The sequence below is a fragment of the Labilibaculum filiforme genome (assembly GCF_002843315.1).
GTDB lineage: Bacteria > Bacteroidota > Bacteroidia > Bacteroidales > Marinifilaceae > Labilibaculum > Labilibaculum filiforme.
This window is the reverse complement of the sequence record NZ_MVDD01000008.1, coordinates 71514-94396: the sequence shown is the minus strand read 5'-3', so window position 1 is coordinate 94396 and position 22883 is coordinate 71514. Positions and strand designations below refer to the sequence as shown.

Here is a 22883-nt window from a genome sequence, read left to right as displayed (position 1 = left end):
TTATTCGCCTGCGGCAGATTTAAAAAGCAATTCGAATTTTAATTGCAAATCTTCCCTCAGCTTAGTTTGTTCGCCCATATCGGCCAATCCTAAAAGCATTTGTACCACCCGCAATTCTCGTTCCTGTTCCGCTCTAAATGAAACTGCACGTTGCTCATCCAAACTTAAGAAATAATTCATTTTATCGTAAGATTGCGTTGCCATTTCCAATAGTAAAGCATTTGCTTTATCAACTGCATTTGCTCTGTAATACTCCTGAATAAATCCTATCAAAGTATTATCAAATGGTATTTTACCAGTTGGCAATTCTTCCATGCAACGATCTAAAATATCAATCGCTTTTTTTCTTTCGCCCTCGTCGTTTAAAGCGCTAGCCAAACGACTATAATTGGATCTGAACGACATGATATTTACAGTCAAAATATGGAACTGATCGATATAAACATCTGGATCATTTATACCCCCGAAAGTAAATTTGTTCATGTAAGTATCGTACAACAGTTTTGTATTGATATGACCATATCCACTTCGATCCCCTTTTGTTTCGATAGGCACCAAACGATAAGTTGCTCCTTCCAATTGGAAATATTTTTCCAAACCAAGAAAACTATCAGTACCCATTCCTACCGAGAAGTAAATAGGTCTCTCCCAATTGTTATTTGCAATAATATCGTAAACCATGATATCATTTTTATACAAATAACTTCTTTTGATCTTCCATTCTAACTTGTCAACAATTAAATGAGCATCCTCTGGCTGAACAGTACCATTTGCAAGCACTTTAGCCGAATCAACAGGCACGTAAACATCTCTTCCTGGAAAATAATTCAACTTTTTACCCGATTGAGTTTCTACTTTTGTGGCATCATTATCGCTGCCTACGAATTTTATCATCTCACTTAAAAGTTCTTGTCCTTTCAATCGTTCCACAATAGGAACCTGATCGCGAATACCTGGTTCTACCTTATCCGCGGTAAGCGACATAGGAATTAAATCGGAATCGTAAGCTTTGGTTCTCATTTGATTGATGTACCAATCGCCAGCCAATAAACTTAAATTTACGATTCGTATATCCCGTCGAATTCCTTCCACTTCCTGTGCATACCAAAGTGGGAACGTATCGTTATCGCCGTAAGTAAATAATATGGCATCGGGAGCACAAGAATTCAGATAGTTTGTTGCATAAGCCAAAGTAGCATATCGACCCGAACGATCGTGATCATCTTTATTTTGTTGTGCCATTAATGCAGGAACGGCTAGCAAACAAACCGTAGTTACTGCTCCTGCAGTTATAACCGAAGGCCCTTTCTTACTCAACCACTGATACAAGCCCAATACGCCAAAACCAATCCAAATGGCAAATGCGTAGAAGGAACCAGCGTATGCATAATCCCGCTCACGTGGCTGATAAGGAGACTGGTTTAAATAAACAACAATTGCCAATCCGGTAAATACAAAAAGCAACATCACCACAAAAAAGTCTTGTTTGCCTTTTGCACTTGATCTATAATGATAGATTAAACCTATTAAACCAAGTAAAAATGGTAAAAAGAAGTAGGTATTTCTTGATTTCTTATTTGCCATTTCAGGATACAACTTATCCTGATTTCCAATTTTTAATTCATCGACAAAAGGAATTCCCGAAATCCAGTTTCCGTTCAGAATATCACCATGTCCTTGAATATCATTCTGACGACCAACAAAATTCCACATGAAATAACGCCAGTACATATGGTTCACCTGATAGGAGAAGAAAAACTTTAGATTGGAACCAAAACTTGGTTTGTAAAGAGTTTCACCATCGCCAACCTGAATTGGATTGTTCTTTTTTACATCGCCCCAATACTCATATTCCTGAATATGATTTGCTCGGGAACTATACATTCTAGGAAATAAAGTATTGAACCTAGAGTCGAATTTATATTGCTGTTTGTGCGAAGCAACAATGTATCTATCCTTATTATTTTTATCCTTTTTTTGAATGTAAACCGGACTAGTTTCCACCAAATCAACTGCTGGAGCATTGTAATACTCTCCATAAACAAGTGGTCTGTCGCCATATTGCTCCCGATTTAAATAGGAAAGTAAAGCAAACACGTTATCGGGATTATTTTCATCCATTGGTGGATTTGCTGATGAGCGAATTACGATCATTGCAAAGGAAGAATATCCAATCATGATCACCACAAAAGCAGTAACAATGGTATTTAAAACCACCATACCACGTTTAATAGAGAAATTAATTAACCAAACAACCAATGCAATTAACGCGACTGCATAAAACATTACGCCGGTATTGTAAGGCAAACCCAATTGATTTACAAAAATCAACTCGAACCAAGATGCGATTGTAATTACGCCGGGAATAACCCCATACATAACCACTCCCAAAATAAGAACAGAAAGTAAAAATGCTCCAATTATTCCATTTCGGGTAGGTGTATATTTTTTAAAATAGTAAACAAATATAATAGCAGGAATAGCTAAAAGGTTGAGCAAGTGAACACCAATCGATAATCCCATTAAATAAGCGATTAAAATAATCCATCGGTTTGCATACTTCTCATTGGCTACGTTTTCCCATTTCAGAATTGCCCAAAATACCACGGCTGTAAACAATGATGATAATGCGTAAACTTCCCCTTCTACGGCCGAAAACCAAAATGTATCCGAAAAAGTGTAAGCAAGTGCTCCAACCATTCCGGTTCCCATAACGGCAATTAAATTCCCTTTTGAAATTTCGCCATCGGTAATCACTAATTTTTTAGCAAGATGAGTAATTGTCCAAAACAAAAACAGAATTGTAAAGGCCGACGCCAAGGCCGACATCGAATTTACAAGTAAGGCTGCCTCGGCAGGACTTGGAGCAAAAAGAGAGAAAAAACGCGCTATAATCATGAATAAAGGTGCTCCCGGAGGATGTCCGACCTCTAATCCGTAGGCAGTAGTAATAAATTCTCCACAATCCCACAAACTGGCTGTAGGCTCCATAGTAAACAAGTAGGTAAGTGCAGCAATGGCGAAGGCTACCCAGCCTAACACATTGTTAACCACATTGTAATTAGATCTCATCTTGTGTGTATTTTTATTTATTATATTCGATTTGCAGGATAATATTTTGAACGAAAATAGTCAATTTTAACAGTTCCCCCGAATTCTGTTTGAAAATTTTACACTTTTTGTTTGCACAAATAAAAAAAGTATTACATTTGCAGAGTCTTTGCAAAAAGGCAAATCTGATTGTCCCGTGGTGTAATGGTAACACACCTGGTTTTGGTCCAGGCATTTAAGGTTCGAGTCCTTACGGGACAACAAGAAAAAAGCTTCGAAATTATTCGAAGCTTTTTTTTATTTTACCCATATTTTTATTTTTCCAGAACCCGGTGAAATTTAAAACTACCCGAAATTCCTTGATCATCTAAACTATCTCCCTCTATTGTGGTCTCGTTAATTAACATACCATCCCAGGAATCCAATTCGTAATTAATCTCAAAATCGGCATGAATAATATCATACTCGATTGCTTTTAATTGAACTCGATTCAAATTTACCTCTCCTTCCAATGTTTCTTGAATCATAAATGTATCTTCAGCTTCTATATTTTCCGAAAAAATGATTTTTCCACTTAATTTTTTCCCTATTTGAGTTAATAAAAGCTCTCCTTTTGCTATCCCATAGCCATAATCTTCCTCGTAAATCCACTTTCCTGTTAACGATTCTATTTTTTTTTGCTCCATATTTTCTAGCCTTTCAAATTGACAATCAGAATAATTACAATACCACAACCACTACAACGTATAAAAGCCTGCAATATTTTTGCATTTTTTGGTTTTGGCAAACAAATATTTCTATTATATTTGCAACGTCTTAGTCAGAAATGACTGAATGGGAATTGTCCCGTGGTGTAATGGTAACACACCTGGTTTTGGTCCAGGCATTTAAGGTTCGAGTCCTTACGGGACAACACAAGCTTCTGATTTGATCAGAAGCTTTTTTTATTTTATGACAAAATCAGTAAAATCCTGATCTGGCAAATTACAAATAAAGATATCCTTTACTCTGGAAGCATCCGCCCCCTTTCTACACCACTCACAAAACAATTCAATACCCAGATTTGTTCCAATAGCTTCAATATAAACCGTGCCATCTGGCTGATTTCTCACAAAGCCATAAACACCAAAACGATTCGCACCCTCTTTGGCATAATACCGATACCCTACATGTTGCACCTTACCTGATACTCGTATGCTTACCGACTTTCCTTCCATTTTATTCTAATTTTTAAATGCAAGATAGAATTTTAAATGATGAATTAAGGGTTAAAATTTAGTAATTAAAACAGGCTATTAAATTTTATCCATCCCCCAAATTAAAGAATGAGATAAAATATATTTACAGAAACTCTCCTGATACTTTCTACTTGTTACTTTACCTGTTTCGTGAGTAAATCACCCCTCTGCCTGTCGGCATCTCCCCTGCAAAGGGAGAATTTTAAATTTTAGGATTTGATTCCAACTTGAAACTTGTTACTTTCTACTTGCTACTTTTCCTGTTTCGTGAGTAAATCACCCCTCTGCCTGTCGGCATCTCCCCTGCAAAGGGAGAATTTTAAATTTTAGGATTTGATTCAACATAAAACTGGGTACTTGAAACTTTACACTTGTTACTTTTCCTGTTCCATGAATAAATCACCCCTCTGCCTGTCGGCATCTCCCCTGAAAAGGGAGAATTTTAAATTTTAGGATTTGATTCCAACTTGAAACTTGTTACTTTCTACTTGTTACTTTATCCTTTTAACTTGGCACTTGGCACTTGATACTTGGCACTTCTTTTTCTACTTTTGCCACATGATCAACTATCACGAACCACTGTTTCGACCACCAAGTGAAGCCTATTCGCTTATTTTACAAGTAAGTTTAGGATGCGCCTGGAACAAATGTGCTTTTTGCGAGATGTATAGCAGTAAAAATTTTTCGGTTCGTAAGGAGGAAGATGTTTTTGCTGAAATTGATTCTATGTCGGCTTATGCCAATCAGTATCGCAAAGTATTTTTAGCCGATGGAAATGCGATGGTAGTCTCTTTTACTAAGCTTTCGCGGATATTAGATCAACTAAATACTACTTTTCCACGCTTAACTCGTGTTTCGGCCTATGCCATCCCCAAAGATATTGAAGCAAAAACAGACGAGGAGCTACAGATTTTAGCCGGAAAAGGGCTAAAACTACTTTATGTAGGCATTGAATCGGGAGATAATGAGCTACTGACCGCAATTAACAAAGGGGAAACTTTTGAAAGTACGAGTCGTGCCCTGCAACGAGCTCGAAAAGCAGGAATTAAACTTTCGGTGATGATTCTAAATGGATTGGGTGGCAAAAACTACTCGCATCAACATGCCATCAACTCTGCCAAATTAGTGAACGAAATACAACCCGAATTCCTCTCTACTCTTGTAATTAGCTATCCTTATGGAGAGGAACGTTTCAGGAAAAAGTTCGATGGCGAATTTATCCCTCTCAATACCATAGAGTTAATTGCCGAAATGAAAATTTTTATCGAAAACTTAGAATTAAACCAATCGATTTTCCGAAGCGATCATGCCTCCAATTACTTGATTTTGAGAGGCAATTTTCCTCGTGACAAACAGGAGATGCTAAATCGGATTAATGGTGTTTTAAATGATCCGGCCAATGCGCAGTTAAGACCGGAGTGGATGAGGGGATTGTAAACTCTTCACCACCATTTATTCTGTCATTGCGAAGGAGCGAAGCGACAGTGGCAATCTGTCTCAAAAATATATCCTCGAAATAAATTTGATTACATTTCAGCTTTTCATAACTTCGAAATGGTATTCAATTCACATGAAATTGTCCTTTATTATAAATTGATTAATTACTTTTACGCAATTATAAATTTACTTTAGAAAGAATAACAAATGACTCATAGCTTAACAAATAAGAAAAACCTTGAAAGACTGAGAAGCTATTCCTCTGTTTTTTCTAGCACAGCCTTTAAAAAGTTATTACGCTATGATGATTATTCGTTCATTAATTACAACATAAAAAAATACGACCACGCAAAGATTGGCACTCAATTTGAAAATTACTATGAATATATTCGCTTTGTTTACGGAGAATTAAGAAAATCTTACCGAAACGAATATATTTTTAAAAACACCTTAATTAACGAACTTCTTATTAATAAATATGGTATCAACGACACTATTGCAATTAATGAATTTCGTGTTGGTACTTCAATTGCCGATACAGTAATGTTTAACGGTACAAGTAAAGCATTCGAAATAAAAACAGAATTAGATTCCAGTACAAGATTAAAAGGACAACTTAACGATTACACTAAAATATTCAAAGAGAATTTTATTGTCACTCATGAATCTCTAGTTGAAAAATATATTCAAGAAGATAACTCTATAGGAATTATCAAAATAGTTGAAAATCCTCGTTCTTTAAAACTTGAAGAAGTGAGAGTTGCTAAAAGCAACGATACTATTGATGCCAATATTTTAATAAGATCCCTTCGTACAGAAGAATACAAAAGCATTGTGAAAAAGTACTATGGTGCATTACCCAAAATGACAAGCTTTGACATGTTCCAAATTTGCTCTGAAATGATCCATAACATTCCACAAGAAAATTTGAATTCTTTATTCATTGATCAGATGAAAAAAAGAAAATCAAACATGAATGAATTGAGTTCTTTCCCCAAAGAATTAAGACAAATTGGATTAGCAATGAACCTAGATAAAAAAAACTACAACAATCTTCATTTGAAACTAACCGCCCCAATTAAAATTTAACCCATATGTACTACCCTTATTTAAGAGGAAGACAATTCGAACTAATTGCACTTCGTGAATACGCTCAACAAAGAGGTGACAATAATCAAATAATTCCTATTATCGAGCCAGTTAAAAAAACCTTTAACAGCCTTAAGCTTGCTATTCCTAGATTAATTGCTGGCGAAGTAAAATTTGCCTTGATATTAAATCCTCAAGTTGGAGAAATAGAAGATTCTTCGCATATCACAGAATCACTTAGTATTGAATTAGAGAATAAAGACAATTGGATTCCCACTTTCATCGTGACGAATAATATATTGGCAATTAGAACTGCCATCCATAGTAATGGTTATGAAAATGTAATGTTAATATGCTCTGATATGCTTGATACCTCTTCGGAACATTTCGAAGCATTAGCTAAATCCGATCAAGTTAAATATATTGTTAGTAACAATAGAACACTAAAAAGAACACTAAGAGGACATAATAAATTCTTTATCCGAATTGATGATAAATTCGAAGCCCAAAAGAGAAACAGTGACTATCTGGAAATACCAGAACAAAAATTTACAGAAGAACATTTATTCTTCGGTGAAGATGGTTATCAAGGATTTTCTGATTATACCGTATTAACCAGTGATTTTAAGGAGGGTGGAGCAACTCCTTATGCTGTATCTATTCACCTAACCTATCAAAAAGCAAATGAAGAAATTTGGATCAGACATTTCACCTCAGAATCAAATTTTGGTCGCGAGAACATCCAAGGAAAATTTGCTGAAGCTGCTCGAAAAGCTGTTCACTTTCTTGACGAAGAAAATATCGAAAACAATGCATCCAATGAACTAAGAGATTATTACAATCAAGAAAAATATCCTGGCTTAGGAATGGTGAAAAAAATCACAATCAAAAACCACTTGGAACTAATTAACTCTATTTTATAAAATAATCACGCATGAAAGTTTGTATTAATTGCTTTAAGGACGAAGACCTTATAGGATTTATCAAAACAAATGTATCATCAATGGGTATATGTGATTATTGCAATAATCCTGATCCTGTACAACTTGTTGAGATAGAAGAAATATTAGATTTTTTCATTGAATTTTTAAATATATTCGAAAAGAATGATGAAGGCCAACCAATTAATGACCTTATTTATAGTGATTGGAACCTCTTTTCTGATGCAGTAAAAGACACTACTCTTCTGGAAGACATCATTTCATTCTCCACCGATCTACATATAGACTTAAACCTCAATTATAGCTATACCAAGGAAATTATTGAATGTGTCGATAATTGGCATATTCTAAAAGATACACTATTTAAACACAGGCGTTTCATTACAGATTTAGATGAATTAGAAGAGCTGGAGTGGAATCGTTTATTGAGTAGGAAAATTTTATTAGATAGTACCAGAACGTTCTACCGAGCAAGAATAAATGAATCTGCAGATCAAGATCCATACCCTTTAGACCAAATGAAATGTCCTCCTCGAAAAATCGCATCTGCAGGGAGAGCCAATCCACAAGGAATACCTTATCTGTATTTGAGCACAAGCCCTACCACAACACTTTACGAAACAAGATCATCTTATTTAGACGAACTAAGCATCGGAGAGTTTATTGCCAAAAACAATCAGTCGATTGTCTTAGTCGATTTTACGGAAGAACAAAGCCTTTACGAACATATTGGACAAATTGAAGATTTTGTAAAGAGTACCTTATTGAAACAACTAATAAGCTCCGATCTATCAAAACCCATCAGGAGATATGATTCTAACCTAGATTATATTCCTACACAATTCATCTGTGAATATATTAGATACATAATTGAAGCTGACGGTATATTATTTGAAAGCTCGTTACACTCAGGTGGAAAAAACCTTGTAATATTTGACCAAAACAATTTTGATTGTGTTAATGTTTATAAGCAGCAAATAACAAATATTCAAATCCGCTCTCAGAATATTTAAGGTTCTCTTAAAAGATATTATTTCTTATCCCAACTCCCTTCCGATTTGGGATTTTCATTTTCCGTCATCAAGAGAACTACAGCAAACAATTTTCCTACCAAAAACACCTTTAAAATCTCTTCTGTCTCTCCTCCTAAAATCCTTGTAATTCCCGTATTTTTTGGCTAAAATTGCAGTACCCCCAACATTTTGCCAAACTCTGTAGAATAGAATTTTAAAGGAAAAGAATCTATTTGCAATACACCAATCTAGCGGAATGAATAAAAGAGCTTTACTTACGATCATTTTCTTTGTCTTCCTTTTTTCTGGAATAAATGCTCTAAACGCACAAGAATTCAGGCATTTAAATGTAGAACAAGGCCTAAGTAGCCGACAGACTGTTAATGTGTTGCAGGACAAAAAGGAATTTATCTGGATTTCGACCAAAACTGGTGTAGATCGATTCGATGGAAAGACAATCAAAAATTATAGTCTGCCCTCTACACCTCGCGACAATGCTCCCGAAAACTATTATTTAAAAATAGATAAGGACTCTTTAGTTTGGGCTTACAGCGACATCGGACAAATCTACCGATTCAATTACCAAAACGATCGATTCGAGCTACACTTTAACTTTCATCGAAATAAATATCATCCCGAATTATGGGTAAATACTACCTGTTTTGATAAGGAAAATACACTTTGGGTAGGAACGGACAATGGCCTTTTCTTTTTAAAAAACAATCACCTTCAGCAATTCTCGATATATCCCTTAAAACAGGCTTTAATTACTTCGACTTGTTTAATGGGTACTAACAAGCTACTTTGTTCCACTTTCGATAAAATTTACTCCTACGATTTTGAAAATAATGCCTTGCAGACTTTGGATATTAAACTGGGAAAGAATCAACGAATAAACAGTTTATTTTATAATCAACAGAGCAAAACCATTTGGATTGGTACTTTTTACGATGGCGTTTACTGCTATCAGTTAGAAAACCAAAAACTTATTGATTTAAAGCAAATAAATACAAATTTCCCTCAGGTTCCGATTCGTAAATTTGAATTACTAAACAAAAATGAAATACTGATTGGATCGGATGGCATGGGAGTTTATTTGGTGGATCAAAATAGCTTTCAGGTAAAACAAATTTATCAGGAAGATGAAGACATTCAATTTTCGATGAATGGCAACGGTATTTACGATATCTACAAAGACAAAGAAAATAGAATCTGGATTTGCACCTACACCGGCGGAGTAAATATTCTCGACCCTTCGGCACTGAAATTTAAAATTATCAGCCATCAGATTAATAATGAGCAATCGCTCGGCAACAGTATTGTGAACAGTATTCTAGAAGATTGTAGTGGAAATTTATGGTTTGGAACCAACAACGGAGTAAGTCTTCTTGAAAAAAGCAATGGGAAATGGCAACATTTTTTTTCAAATACTGGAAATGAAACAATTGTTTTCCTTGACTTGTGCGAGGATGCAAACGGCAATATCTGGGCCGGTTCCTACTCAAAAGGTGCTTATGTTATTGGCCCCGACTTTAAGGTGAAGCATCATTATCTTCAAGATGAAACGAATTCAAAATCGATTGGAACCAACTATATTTTCGAAATAAGTTTAGATTCCGACAAAAATATTTGGATAGGTGGTCGCGATGGGAATCTTTGCCAATTCCATAATAAATCACAATCTTTTATCCAATACAATAAACTTAACATAAATAGCATTCAGGAGACCAGTAAAGAGGAATTGTGCATTGGTGGTACTCAAGGTCTTTACCTTTTCGATAAAAACACCAGCCTGCTAAATCTAATTTCGAAACGATACAAGGTCTATTGCATTTATCCAGATAAAAAAGATTACATCTACTATGGTACACGAGGGTCTGGTTTTTTCCGCTACAGCTCCACTTTAAAAGATACCAAAGTTTTTACCATGGAGGATGGCCTTCCTTCCGATCATATATACGCCATTGTTCCCGATGGTGATTTTTTATGGCTCTCCACCGAAAATGGAATATCACGCTTCAACACAAATAACGAAAACTTTCAAAATTTCTCGACTGAAGATGGCATCTCCGATAAGACATTTAATCAATGTGCTGGTTTTAAAAGTAAATCAGGTGAAATTTTGTTTGGTTCTTATCATGGAGTCACTCGTTTTTACCCCTCAACTATCAATCCCTCCGAAAAAAAGGCCAAAATCTATTTAGAGGAATTTAGTTTGTTTAATAAAGTCGTGTTTCCGGACGAAGAAGCTTCTCCTCTCGAAAAATCGATTAACAACACCAGCAAACTTGTCCTGAAACACTATCAGCACTCCTTCTCAATTAGCTATACTTCCATTAGTTTTTTTGGTTCCGATGAAATAAAATACAGCTCGAAACTGGAAGGTTTAGACGAAAATTGGAGTTTGCCCTCTTTTGGAAAATCGACCAACTATACCAATCTATCGCCGGGAGATTACACGCTTCATCTTAAGGCCTTGGATTATTCTACCGATACTGTTTTAGACGAAAGAAAAATAGAAATAACTGTACTTCCTCCTTTTTACAATACTCTTTGGGCCAAACTACTGTATTTCCTTACGGTGATTTTAATAGCACGATGGATCTTTATTTATCTGCAAATTCGAATTAAAAAGAAAAATTCTGAAGATAAGATCAACTTCTTTACCAATACGGCACACGATATTAGAACACCGCTAACTCTTGTTAGTGCTCCGCTTAACGAACTTAAAATGGAGAATGGATTATCGGAAAAAGGAAAGTATTATCTTAATTTATCGGTAAACAACCTCGATAAACTAAATGCTCTGGTTTGTCAGCTACTCGATTTTCAGAAATCCGACCTAGACAAAAGTCAATTGGTATTGAGTAAGATTGAATTGCATGACTTTTTGCAACGAAAAGTGGTGAATTTTAAAACTCTGGCCGAGCGAAAAGAAATTGTTTTAAGTTTCTCCTCTGAATTAGAAAAATTAGAAGAATACATCGATGTGGCCAAAATGGATAAAGTGATTGAAAATTTACTTTCTAATGCCATTAAATACACGCCCAACAATGGAACCGTTCATGTTTCGCTTATCGCAGATAAAAAAACATGGTCGATTACCGTAAAAGATTCAGGAATTGGCATTTCGAAAAAAGCACAAGGCAATTTATTTAAAGAATTTTATCGGGGCGAAAATGCCATTAATTCGAAAGTGCCAGGAACAGGAATAGGTTTACTGCTGGTGAAAAATTATGTGGCCCTGCACAAAGGGAAAATACAATTTGAAAGCGAAGAAGATAAAGGTTCCGAATTCAATATCATTCTAAAAAGGGGAAAAGAGCATTTCGGAAAAGAGGTTAGTTTTATTGAAGTAAAGCCACTTAAAGAAATAAAAGTGGAACACATGGATATCAATTCCGACCAAGTAGAGAAAACAGCTTCGGAACGTAAAAAATTGCCAAAAATACTAATTGCTGAAGATAATGATGAGTTAAGAAACTACCTTTTTACCAGCTTAAGCGAATACTACAATGTTTCGCTTGCCGAAAATGGAAAAGTGGCTTTAAACGATATCACAACAGTGAAACCTGATATTTTAATTTCGGATGTGAAAATGCCGGAAATGGATGGACTCACCCTTAGCAACAGCGTAAGAAATAATTTCGAAACTTCGCATATTCCTGTCATTCTGCTTTCGGCCCTTAACGAGAAGGAAGATATTATGAAAGGCCTGCAAACTGGCGTTGATGATTATATTACAAAGCCTTTTGACATCGTAATTTTACGAACCAAAATCGACAACCTGATTCGTAACCGAATGCGAGTAAAAGAACGATTTCTTAGTGCAACAACTCCCATTGTAAAAGATGTAAGCTACGCTAACGCTCAGGATAAAGCTTTTATTGAAAAGGCCGTTCAATTGGTCGAAAATCAAATGGATAACCCAAAATTTGCCGTGAACGATTTTGCCCAGGAAATGGGTGTGAGTAAAAGTTTACTTTACGAAAAATTGAAGGCATTAATTGGTCAGACACCAAACGATTTTGTGAAAATAATTCGTTTAAAACATGCCTTGGAATTGTTACAGAAAGGCAAATACAACATCAACGAAGTGGCTACCCTTTCGGGATTCGACGATCCAAAGTATTTTAGTACCTGCTTTAAGAAATTGTTTGGCAAAACGCCAAGTAAGTATTTCGATAAACAGTAAGCAATTTTTATTTGAAGTGCAGAGCACCGTAATATTTTCAACTCAGAATTGAAAGATTAAGCACCGTCAGGGATAAAAAAACCACTGACGGGCTATTTCAATTAATGATGTACATGGTGCAGAGCACCGTAATATTTTCAATTCAAAATGATGTACTGAATTGAAAAATTAAAAAGCACCGTCAGGGTAAAAAAACCACTGACGGGCATATTTTATTTCCACTCGCTTAAGATCTTGAAAAATGCCTTTTTACGTTCTGAGTTGATTCCCCAATCGACAGGCGGATTTTGATAACCGCATTCGAAAGCCTCTCCTTTTCGGCGATAATCGAAATATCCCCAAGATACTTTTTGACTTGTAGCTGCAACAAAATTATTCATTGGCTGATCAAAATCCTCATGATCATCTTCGTTATACACAATTGGTTGTCCTTTGTATCCTTTTAGAGCCTTGGTTTTATTTATTTGCTCCACAATTCCTTCCCATTTTTCAACAGCATTGCCATGAATTAAAATAAAATCGGAAACTGCAGCAACTGTATCTGTTGGAATATGATTTCCCAGAAAACTGGTTCCAACCAACAAACTTCTACCTTCCACTTGGCGTGATTTTGCCAGATTAATCAACTCATGCACTCGCTTCTCTTGTAGAATGGAATAAGAATATAGAAATGAACTTTCGTTGCAAACTTCCAGCAATACATTCTGAAAACTATTTTCTAAAATCCAGTCAACAGCATTAATCAAACCCGTTTTAATGGCCTCTTCACTTTCCATTCTTCGCTCCTGTCCAAAATAGTACACGCCAACAATAGCAACCATTCCCAAACGATCAGCTTCAGTCAGTATTTGCTTTAAGCGATTCATGTAATCCGAACGTAATTCTCCTTTTTCAGTTATTGCTGAGTTGTGCCATGGCTGAGTTTTAGAATATCCTTCGGGACTCCCGCCTTGCAAATTAATCGTGAAGGCCAGCAAGCCATTCTCCTTCCACAAAGACATGGCTTCGATAAACTCTTTGGTATTTCTGTTGGCATCCCAAGTTTTAGTATCCGGATAAGCCCAACGGTTTACCGTTTCCGGATTTAAATCGTCGTAAATTCCCTGCACCATTCTTACGTTGGGTAACAATCCCTGTATAGAATAGTTTCTCCAAACCTTTCCTTTTAGAGTTGGTTGATCGTTAATATAGAATTCGTCAGATTGAATACTAAGGGTGGTTTTATTTTCTGTGTTATTACAAGAAACAAAAAGTAAAAGTGCTAGTGTAATTGGTAATAAATGGTTTTTCATTTTCTTAATAATTAGTTATTGAATGAAATAGGTAAATATTTATTCGCATTATACATCCTTCTCCGCACAAATTCCGAGCTCCTAAATCCATGCCGAATCATCGGAATAAATAGTAAAGAAGCACCGTCAGGGTAAAAAAAACCGCTGACGGGCTAAGCTCTTACTTAATGATTTGAGGAAGCATACATTCCGATATAAGTACCAACAAAACCTCCTGCAATTTTTGTACTCAGAATACTTGCATCAATATTCCCTGCAAACAAAATCCAGTTTTCAGCGTCAAGCGAATAGTAAAAATTGTAATATTTGCCTTTGCCTTCTATTTTAAGCGATACTTTCGAATTATCAATCAGCTCCAATTGATTAATAACCAGCTTTTCTGGAGTTTTACCTCCAGAAATAGCCTTTTCTAAATGAAGATAAGTTTTGCCCTTTTCCTGTACTTTTCCAAAGAAAAAATGATGCGATTCGTTCTGAAAACAGACCAAACCAGCTACTTCTTTATCTTTAACAGGATTAAATTCCATTGCAACCTGCACCTCGAAATTAGCATGTTGTTGTCGTCGACCAATAAAAGCTGGATTCCCTTTTTCATAAATGTTGGTTTCGATTAAATCGATTTCTAAAACATTTTTCTGTGAATTGATACGATACCATTTCGTGTGTGGTGTACGAATAAAATTCCACTCCAAACCCAAGGTATCCGAATCGAAATAATCTGTTTTTGTAAAAATCCCATTGGGAACAAGATCGGATTCTTCAATTGTTGAAACCAAACCCGTTTTTTCTTGTATCAGGCCAACGGCTTTATCAGCTTCTAAAAATACCGGCCATCCATCTTTCCAACTAACAGGCAATAAAAAAGTCTCGCGTCCGGTATTAAAATAATTATCGCCATAAGGTCTACAGCCTAAAAACACGCCCCACCAATCGCCATTATTATCTTGAATAATATCGGCATGACCGGTACAAGTCACCGGATATTCTCTATCAGAACTCAACTGACGTTGCGATAAAATTGGATTATTTTCGTAGGAAATGTAAGGTCCTTCCACTTCTTTGCTTCGAAAAATTACTTCGGAATGATCTTCAGCGGTTCCACCTTCGGCACACATCAAATAATAGTAATCTTTTATTTTATAAAGGTGCGGACCTTCGATCCAAATTGGTTTTTTACGGATATCAGTACCACCGTTTACAAGTACTTTCCCTTTGCCAATTACCTTATCGGTAGCCAAATCGTACTGCCACATCCGAATGGCTCTGTGTCCATCGTAAAGAGCCTCTTCATTAGGTTCAGAATTGTGAACGATATAAGCTTTTCCATCCTCATCGATAAACAAAGAAGGATCGATTCCCTCTATTTTAGGAAGCCAAATTGGCTCGCTCCATTTGCCTGCAGGATCTTTGGTCTTCACAATAAAGTTGTTTTTTCCGCCAACCACTGTGCCAATCAAATAAAAAGTATCGTTGAATTTATTGAAGCTAATTGCAGGGGCAAAAACACCTTGAGAAATACCTAATGAATCTAGATTCAATTGCGATGGGCGATTTAAAACATGTCCCAACTGCTCCCAATCTGTTATATTGGTGCTGTGAAAAATTGGAATTCCGGGAAAAAAAGAAAAACTGGAGTTCACCAAATAGAAATCATCTCCCTTTTTACAGATGGATGGATCAGGATAAAATCCAGGCAAAATTGGATTGTAAAATTCATTTGAATCCAACTGATTATCCGTGTAAAAGGAATCTTTTCCCTCGTATTTAAAATAGGAAAAGCTAGCCGAATTCCTTGCCATTTCGTGGAAAGAGCAAGAGCTAAACCAGCTTAAAATTAAAATCAGTAAAAAACCTTTATTAAAAGAAGCAGTCATATTAATATTTTAAAGTTGAAGTTATAAAAAAAGGTGCATTGAAATACTCTCCCAACACACCTTTACCAACTAACCTATTTAAAAAAACAGAATTGCTTAGGACATTCCATCCAATGGTTTAATAGTACCATCTTCGTTGTATTCCAATTCCACAAACTTTACACTTCGCAACCAGGTCTTGCCCCCTGATGGTTTGCAATCGTGATAAAAAAGATACCATTTGCCCTTAAATTCACAAATGGAATGATGAGTAGTCCAACCTACGACCGGCGATAAAATTTCCCCTTTATAGGTAAATGGTCCATAAGGATTATCTCCAATGGCGTAACACAATAAGTGCGTGTTACCCGTAGAGTAGGAGAAGTAATATTTTTCCTTGTATTTATGCATTTTAGCAGCTTCGAAAAAACGACGATCGTGATCACCAGCTTTTAATGGATTTCCATCCTCATCTAAAATCACAACATCTTTTGGCTCCTCAGCAAACTCCAATAAATCGTCGGCCATTCTCACCACTTTTGCACACAAAGCAGGTTCCTCATCGGCAGGTTCTGCACCTACTTCAATAGCTTTATTATCGCGGTAACGCTGTAGCTGACCTCCCCAAATTCCACCAAAATACATGTAATGCTCGCCATTCTCTTCAAACATTCCAGGGTCGATACTATAACTTCCCATAATTGGATGCTTTTCAGCAATAAAAGGACCTTCGGGTTTATCGCTTACCGCGGCTCCAATTCTAAAAATGTCGTTTTTATCCTTCAGCGGAAAATAGAAGTAATACTTTCCATTTTTAGCGGCAGCTGCTGGTGCCCACATTTGTCTGCCCGACCAAGGCACATCATCCACATCCAAAATAACACCATGATCAGTTACTTTTCCATCTATCTCCTCCATCGAATAAACATGGTAATCTCTCATCGCAAAATGATCGCCATTATCGTTCTCAGGCATACCTGTTTCGATATCGTGAGATGGATAAATATACAGTTTTCCATTAAAAACATGCGCTGCCGGATCTGCAGTATATAAATCTTCTACTAAGTACTTTGGTTCTTTCATTCTAGTTATATTAATCTCAATTCAATCTGAATTATTCTTGAAACCAATCGTGGCTTAAGCCAGCCAAATCTTGTTAAGCTCACAATTGGTATCCAGACTCTGACTTATAATCCCAACTACGCGAATTATGCTATAATTTTTTTCTTAAATTAATGATTGCCTGAACTGCTGATTTCTCCTTACTGTTTCTATCAAATAGCAAAGGATAATCAGTTCTTCCGGATACGGGCCAATTGTTACGCCAAGTTTGTAAATCGTTAACTCCCCAAAAAGTTACCCTACTAATTTTATCCTGATGTTTGTTGAACAATTCGAAAAATTCAACATATCTATTATTTAACTGAACAGAAATTGAATCAGGAAGTTCCGTTGGGTATGGATTTAGCTCTGGTTTAAACTCATAACTCTTTGCTACATCTGCTCCAACATTTAAATCTGGAAAAGGCAATACCGAAATATCCAATTCGGTAATCATCACCTTCACTCCTAAACTCGCAAACGCTTCTATACTTTTTTCAAATTCGTTCCTATCAGGAGTGGTTATTGAGCTATGCGCCTGCATTCCAATTCCATCGATTCTAACTCCAGCTTCCTGCAAACTTTTTACCATACGAATAACACCGTCGCGCTTAGCAGGAATAGACATGGAATAATCATTGTAATACAATTCAGCTTCGGGATCGGCCTCGTGCGCAAACTGAAAAGCCAATTTTACAAAGTCTTCTCCAATAATCTGAACCAACTTGCTATCGCGAAAGCTTCCGTCTTCCATAATGGTTTCGTTCACCACATCCCAGCCTTTTACGCGACCTTTGTAACGACCAACAACTGTTGAAATGTGTGTTCTCATGCGCTCGATCATCACGTCGCGACTAACATCATTTCCTAAGCTATCGACAAAGAACCAAGCCGGAGCTTGCGAATGCCAAACTAAGGTATGCCCAGTGATGAACATCTTGTTTTTTTCTCCGAATTCAACAAATTTATCCGATAAGTTAAAATCAAATTTGCCTTCTTCCGGTTGTACTACCTCACTTTTCATGCAGTTTTCGGCAACAATAGTGTTAAAATGCTTTGTTACCACTTGAAGCGCTAAACTATCTTCACCCAAAATTTGAGGAGTATTTAATGCCGTTCCAATTAGGTAAGATCCTTGAAAAGCATCTTTCAGCCCCTCTTCGGATGTGCATTTATTTTCTGAACAAGCACTCATGATTGCAGAGACTACGCAAATCAATAAAAGTCCTTTCGTATAATTTCTTAGTGTCATAATTTGTCTATTTAAAGGGTTATGCATTTTGTCTGCGAAGCGTTAGTTCTTTTTCTATCTGTATTTCTTTTTTCTTATCGATATCGTAAAAGAAAAGACAGGCAACACTCACACAAAAAGTTAGGGTTGGCAATACACTCATTGCTAATTTTATTCCCCCAACTGTTTCTGCTGATTGGGCAAGTAATTGCTCATTGTATCCATACATGGCTAAAATTCCTGCCACCAAAGCGCCACCAATACTCAATCCGGCTTTTAAACCAAATATCATTGCTGAAAAGATAATTGCTGTAGCTCGTCGGTGATTTTTCCATTCGGAATAATCGGCTACATCGGCAATCATCGCCCAAAGTAGTGGCGTTGATATTCCGTAGAAGAAACCATGCACCATCTGACTAATAAATACAATTGCTATAGATTGTGGAGAATAGAAATAGAAAGCCAATAGACACAATGCCGAAAGAAATAAACTGGTTCCAAATGCATCCCGTTTACCAAATTTATCGGCGAAGAACTTCGAAAATCCAATTCCAATAATCATGAAAATGATCCCTGAGGCATTAAACAAACTAAAACCAGACGTAGAAACATCTTCGGGCCAATGAAAGCCTACTAATCCCATATTGGTTAGAAGACTATTCAATCCATCGATGAAACTATTAAAACCAATATTATTTAAGAAGCTAGCCAGTGCTTGCTCGTCTAAATAATTTTCGAAATAGTACACATACATTCCCCCCTTAAGAGAAAGCGTAATGAAAATGAAAATTGTTAAAATCAACATGGCAATCCAAGGTCTGTTTTTAAACAAATCAGCAAAATCTTGTTTTACACTTGTATTTTGCTCTGCATTAGGAACAATTCTCTCTTTGGTTGTAAGAAAAGTGATTAAAAGAAAGATGACTCCTACTACTGCAAAAATTCCGATTGTATTCTCGAAACCAACTGTTTTATCGCCATCGCCAAGAATTAATACCAGTGGCAAAAGCAGTGCTTGTACAATAAACTGAGCAATCATTACTGCCACAAAACGATAGGATGAGATACTGTTTCGCTCTTTCATATCGCCCGTAATCACCCCACTTAAAGCCGAATAAGGCAAGTTACTAGCCGAATATACCATCACCAATAAAATGTAGGTAACCAAAGCATAAATAACTTTACCCGATGGACCGAAATCTGGCGTGCTAAAGGCTAGCATAGCCATTGCGCCAAAAGGTACGGCAGTCCATAAAATCCACGGACGAAACTTTCCCCATTTTGTTTTGGTTCTATCGGCTATTACACCCATAACTGGATTAAAAAAAGCACCTATCATTCCTCCCGCAAAAATGATTGCAGAAGCCGTAGCTGGCGGAATTTTATACACATCGGTATAAAAGAATGCCAAGAAAGTCATTAGGGTTTGAAAAATTAGATTGGCAGCCAAATCACCCAAACTATACCCTATCTTTTCTTTTATCGAAATTTTTGCCGACTCACTCATATTGTATTATTATAATTCTATTTAATCACTGTATTTTATCACAATAGATCGTTAAACATGAGATGTAAGACACAAGACTAATTCATATCTCACTTATCTTCAGAACCTTAAATGATTCGCACCAATAAACAAAACACTCTAGATATCAAATACTTACAAAAACTTCCCGAACCATTGTTATCAATTCAAACTCTACACAACACCCTTAAAAAAAGCACAAAGAATTGGCTGTAGCACTTCATTTGTAACATGAAGTGCTATAAATTTAAGCTGTGAAATAAGGTTTTACTTATTTGCCCATTTCACAGGCAGAACCTTCAACCAGTATGTTTTTTGTTAGTACTTTTCGTTCCTTAATTCGTTGCAAATTGGGCTGAGCTCCACCAAGCGAGATTTTTAATTCACCAGCCATCACCATTTCTTTGAATTGATTATCGACAATAGTTAATTGAGACGCTTCGATGGTAAAATGAATGGTTTTACTTTCGCCCGCTTTTATCATCACTCGTTGAAATTCGACTAACGAACGATTTGGATTTACTCCTCCAGCTTGCGGATTCGATGCATAACACTGAATTACCTCTTCCCCATCAATTTTACTATTATTAGTTACATCTACCGATATTTCCACACAATCGCCTGGAGCAATATGATCTGGAGCTTTTAAGTTCGAATAAGTAAAATCAGAATAAGACAAGCCAAAACCGAAATCGTATAAAGCTTCTCCTTCGAAATAACGATAGGTTTTTCCTTTCATATCGTAATCGCTAAAAGCAGGAATATCGTCAACACTCTTATAAAAAGTTAATGGCAAACGACCAGCAGGATTGTAATCGCCAAACAAAACATCGGCAATTGCAGTACCTCCGGCCTGACCAGGATACCACGCTTCTACTATTGCAGGTATGTTTTCATTTTCCCAATTAACAGCCAAAGCACTTCCATTTAGTAAAACCAAAACCATTGGTTTCCCCAATTTCTTGATTTCCTTCATTAAAGCAGTTTGTGTTGCCGGAAGCTTGATATTTAATCTGTCTCCGTGAGCAAAACCATCCACTTTCACCTTCATTTCCTCGCCTTCCAGCAAAGGACTAATTCCCATACAGAAAATTACAACCTCCGCTTCTTTAGCAATTGCAATGGCCTCATCGGCTAAATTACTATTTGGTTTTTCCCACAAAAGGCGCATCATAGCATGCTCGGTGTTGTCCTGAATGTATTCCAATTGAATAGAATATGGCTTGTTAGCTTCTAAATGCACATATTCGTATTCTTTATGCGGATGATGAACCTCACTTCTGGAAATCAACAAAGAATCTTGAAAGAATATTTTAATTCCTAAAAATCCTTCGCCACCCAATGCGTAATCGCCTGATTCCTCCACTTTAATAACACCTTTCCAGCGTGCCGAAAATTGGTCGTAAGCTAAGTCTTCAAAAGGTGGAGTTGTTCCCCAAATAAAATCAACATTCGAATCGATTCTCGTATGACTTGCTTCGCCTTTTAATTCTTTATTGTTAAAATATTCTGCAGATAAACCATTTGTTTTACAAGTTTCATCGGTAAATAAAACGGAAGCTGGTATGGCTTCAAAAATTGGCAAACCCTCGGCCAATTTACATCCTACCGCATACTTTACTTCAGCATTTGGTAATTTTTGCTTGATTCCCTCCAATGGAGTAACTGGCGCAGATGGATAACCATTGTAATTCCCCAATAAAACTTCCAAATCGTTGGCATTAGAACCAATTACCGCTACTTTTTGGATTGATTTATTAAGAGGAAGTAATTTGTTCTCATTTTTTAGAAGAACCATCGATTTTCTGGCAGTTTGTAATGCCAACAACCGATGCATTTCCGAATCGACCACATCGTAGGATATCTTTTCATATTTCACCGCTCCCTTAGGTGCAAATAATCCCAACTTTAAACGGGCAAGCAATAATCTCTTCACCGAAATATCTAGCTCAGCCTCTGAAATCAAACCATTCTTAACTGCTTCAACTAAAGAAGGATACGAATTACCACAATTTAAATCGGTTCCTGCTTTTACTGCCATTGCTGCGGCTTCCTGTTGCGAAGATGTAACCGCATGTGCATCTGGCATGTAGAAATCATTAATTGCCCAGCAATCCGATACAATATATCCTTTAAATCCCCATTCTTCGCGCAAAAGATTGCTTAAAGATTTATTTCCACAACAAGGCAAACCATTGTAACTGTTGTAAGCACACATTACCGAATACACACCACCTTCCTGAATCACTTTTTTAAAGTGAGGACTGTAAGTATTCAGCATGTCGTACTGACTGGGCGTAGCATTAAAACTATGTCTTTCTGCTTCTGGTCCGCTATGAACTACAAAATGCTTTGCAGTCGCAATTACCTTATAGTAAGTATCATCATCGCCTTGTAAACCTTTAATAAACTGAACACCTAGTTCTCCTGTCAAATAAGGATCTTCGCCATAGGTTTCCATTCCTCTTCCCCAACGAGGATCTCTAAAAATATTTACATTGGGAGTCCAAAAAGTTAATCCCTGATAAATTCCACGTTTGCCATTTTCCGCAAACTGATGATGTTTTGCTCTTGCCTCATCGGAAATAGCATTCGCTACCTCGAACATTTGTTCACGATCCCACATGGCTGCCATTCCAATTGCTTGAGGAAAAACTGTTGCCACTCCGGCACGTGCAACTCCATGCAAACATTCGTTCCACCAATTGTGTTCAGGAATTTCCAAACGATCAATGGCTGGCGATTCGTAACTCATCTGAGAAACTTTTTCGGCCAATGTCATCTGTGAAACCAAGTTTTCCGCTCTTTCTTCGAAGGATAAATTCATATTCTCATGTTTTTTCACATCCTGTGAACAGGATAAAAGGGTGAGAAAAATACAAAATGGAAATATCTTATTTAATATCATAGTAGTTGG

14 protein-coding genes and 2 tRNA genes are annotated in these 22883 nt (G+C 36.5%); 7 read left to right on the top strand and 9 right to left on the bottom strand.

The annotated features are described in order from the left end of the window. Positions 1–3072 (bottom strand): glycosyltransferase family 117 protein, encoded by a 3072-nt coding sequence (locus BZG02_RS12330; protein ID WP_101261742.1) that lies wholly within the window; start codon positions 3070–3072, stop codon positions 1–3. A gap of 169 nt (positions 3073–3241) precedes the next feature. Here BZG02_RS12330 and BZG02_RS12325 point away from each other — a divergent pair. Continuing rightward, positions 3242–3312, top strand: a tRNA-Gln gene (locus tag BZG02_RS12325). A 53-nt stretch (positions 3313–3365) separates the two neighbouring features. Here the strand turns inward: BZG02_RS12325 and BZG02_RS12320 are convergent. Further along, on the bottom strand, positions 3366–3737 hold the full coding sequence (locus tag BZG02_RS12320; RefSeq protein WP_101261741.1) for a hypothetical protein: 372 nt from the start codon (positions 3735–3737) through the stop codon (positions 3366–3368). Positions 3738–3893: 156 nt separating this feature from the next. Between BZG02_RS12320 and BZG02_RS12315 the strand changes: the two genes are divergently transcribed. Further along, positions 3894–3964: transfer RNA gene (locus tag BZG02_RS12315), tRNA-Gln, on the top strand. A gap of 31 nt (positions 3965–3995) precedes the next feature. Here the strand turns inward: BZG02_RS12315 and BZG02_RS12310 are convergent. Continuing rightward, positions 3996–4268, bottom strand: coding sequence for an acylphosphatase (locus BZG02_RS12310; protein WP_101261740.1), 273 nt, complete (start codon positions 4266–4268; stop codon positions 3996–3998). Between the two features lie 579 nt (positions 4269–4847). Here BZG02_RS12310 and BZG02_RS12305 point away from each other — a divergent pair. The 5 genes from BZG02_RS12305 to BZG02_RS12280 all read left to right on the top strand — a co-directional run bounded on the left by BZG02_RS12305 (position 4848) and on the right by BZG02_RS12280 (position 12964). Further along, a complete protein-coding gene (locus BZG02_RS12305) occupies positions 4848–5726 on the top strand; it encodes a radical SAM protein (RefSeq protein WP_101261739.1) in 879 nt (292 codons plus the stop codon). A gap of 207 nt (positions 5727–5933) precedes the next feature. Continuing rightward, entirely contained in the window at positions 5934–6815 is an 882-nt protein-coding gene (locus BZG02_RS12300) for a sce7726 family protein (RefSeq protein ID WP_101261738.1), read from the top strand. 5 nt (positions 6816–6820) lie between these two features. Beyond that, complete coding sequence (locus BZG02_RS12295; RefSeq protein ID WP_101261737.1) at positions 6821–7738, top strand: sce7725 family protein; 918 nt, start codon at positions 6821–6823, stop codon at positions 7736–7738. Positions 7739–7749: 11 nt separating this feature from the next. Then, positions 7750–8769 (top strand): RES family NAD+ phosphorylase, encoded by a 1020-nt coding sequence (locus tag BZG02_RS12290; protein ID WP_101261736.1) that lies wholly within the window; start codon positions 7750–7752, stop codon positions 8767–8769. Between the two features lie 256 nt (positions 8770–9025). Continuing rightward, positions 9026–12964, top strand: a complete 3939-nt coding sequence (locus BZG02_RS12280; protein ID WP_101261734.1) for a hybrid sensor histidine kinase/response regulator transcription factor — start codon at positions 9026–9028, stop codon at positions 12962–12964. Positions 12965–13176: 212 nt separating this feature from the next. Here the strand turns inward: BZG02_RS12280 and BZG02_RS12275 are convergent, their stop codons facing one another. The 6 genes from BZG02_RS12275 to BZG02_RS12250 all read right to left on the bottom strand — a co-directional run bounded on the left by BZG02_RS12275 (position 13177) and on the right by BZG02_RS12250 (position 22793). Beyond that, the gene (locus tag BZG02_RS12275; protein ID WP_218972232.1) at positions 13177–14256 is read right to left on the bottom strand and encodes a hypothetical protein; all 1080 of its coding nucleotides are present in this window, start codon (positions 14254–14256) and stop codon (positions 13177–13179) included. Between the two features lie 164 nt (positions 14257–14420). Further along, positions 14421–16130: a glycoside hydrolase family 43 protein gene (locus tag BZG02_RS12270; RefSeq protein WP_218972231.1), complete on the bottom strand. Its 1710-nt coding sequence runs from the start codon at positions 16128–16130 to the stop codon at positions 14421–14423. 96 nt (positions 16131–16226) lie between these two features. Next, positions 16227–17192 carry a glycoside hydrolase family 43 protein gene (locus tag BZG02_RS12265; RefSeq protein WP_101261733.1) on the bottom strand — a complete coding sequence of 322 codons (966 nt, stop codon included), beginning with the start codon at positions 17190–17192 and terminating at the stop codon, positions 16227–16229. A gap of 130 nt (positions 17193–17322) precedes the next feature. Further along, positions 17323–18462 (bottom strand): endo-1,4-beta-xylanase, encoded by a 1140-nt coding sequence (locus BZG02_RS12260; RefSeq protein ID WP_101261732.1) that lies wholly within the window; start codon positions 18460–18462, stop codon positions 17323–17325. Positions 18463–18481: 19 nt separating this feature from the next. Beyond that, a complete protein-coding gene (locus BZG02_RS12255; RefSeq protein ID WP_101261731.1) occupies positions 18482–19948 on the bottom strand; it encodes an MFS transporter in 1467 nt (488 codons plus the stop codon). Positions 19949–20237: 289 nt separating this feature from the next. Continuing rightward, complete coding sequence (locus BZG02_RS12250) at positions 20238–22793, bottom strand: glycoside hydrolase family 3 C-terminal domain-containing protein (protein ID WP_245868088.1); 2556 nt, start codon at positions 22791–22793, stop codon at positions 20238–20240. Positions 22794–22883 lie beyond the last annotated feature (90 nt).

Coding starts and splice junctions, on each gene's coding strand:
- BZG02_RS12305 (WP_101261739.1), top strand. CDS start 4,848: ATGATCAACTATCACGAACCACTGTTTCGACCACCAAGTGAAGCCTAT.
- BZG02_RS12295 (WP_101261737.1), top strand. CDS start 6,821: ATGTACTACCCTTATTTAAGAGGAAGACAATTCGAACTAATTGCACTT.
- BZG02_RS12275 (WP_218972232.1), bottom strand. CDS start 14,256: ATGAAAAACCATTTATTACCAATTACACTAGCACTTTTACTTTTTGTT.
- BZG02_RS12250 (WP_245868088.1), bottom strand. CDS start 22,793: ATGAATTTATCCTTCGAAGAAAGAGCGGAAAACTTGGTTTCACAGATG.
- BZG02_RS12280 (WP_101261734.1), top strand. CDS start 9,026: ATGAATAAAAGAGCTTTACTTACGATCATTTTCTTTGTCTTCCTTTTT.
- BZG02_RS12300 (WP_101261738.1), top strand. CDS start 5,934: ATGACTCATAGCTTAACAAATAAGAAAAACCTTGAAAGACTGAGAAGC.
- BZG02_RS12310 (WP_101261740.1), bottom strand. CDS start 4,268: ATGGAAGGAAAGTCGGTAAGCATACGAGTATCAGGTAAGGTGCAACAT.
- BZG02_RS12330 (WP_101261742.1), bottom strand. CDS start 3,072: ATGAGATCTAATTACAATGTGGTTAACAATGTGTTAGGCTGGGTAGCC.
- BZG02_RS12265 (WP_101261733.1), bottom strand. CDS start 17,192: ATGAAAGAACCAAAGTACTTAGTAGAAGATTTATATACTGCAGATCCG.
- BZG02_RS12255 (WP_101261731.1), bottom strand. CDS start 19,948: ATGAGTGAGTCGGCAAAAATTTCGATAAAAGAAAAGATAGGGTATAGT.
- BZG02_RS12320 (WP_101261741.1), bottom strand. CDS start 3,737: ATGGAGCAAAAAAAAATAGAATCGTTAACAGGAAAGTGGATTTACGAG.
- BZG02_RS12260 (WP_101261732.1), bottom strand. CDS start 18,462: ATGACACTAAGAAATTATACGAAAGGACTTTTATTGATTTGCGTAGTC.
- BZG02_RS12270 (WP_218972231.1), bottom strand. CDS start 16,130: ATGACTGCTTCTTTTAATAAAGGTTTTTTACTGATTTTAATTTTAAGC.
- BZG02_RS12290 (WP_101261736.1), top strand. CDS start 7,750: ATGAAAGTTTGTATTAATTGCTTTAAGGACGAAGACCTTATAGGATTT.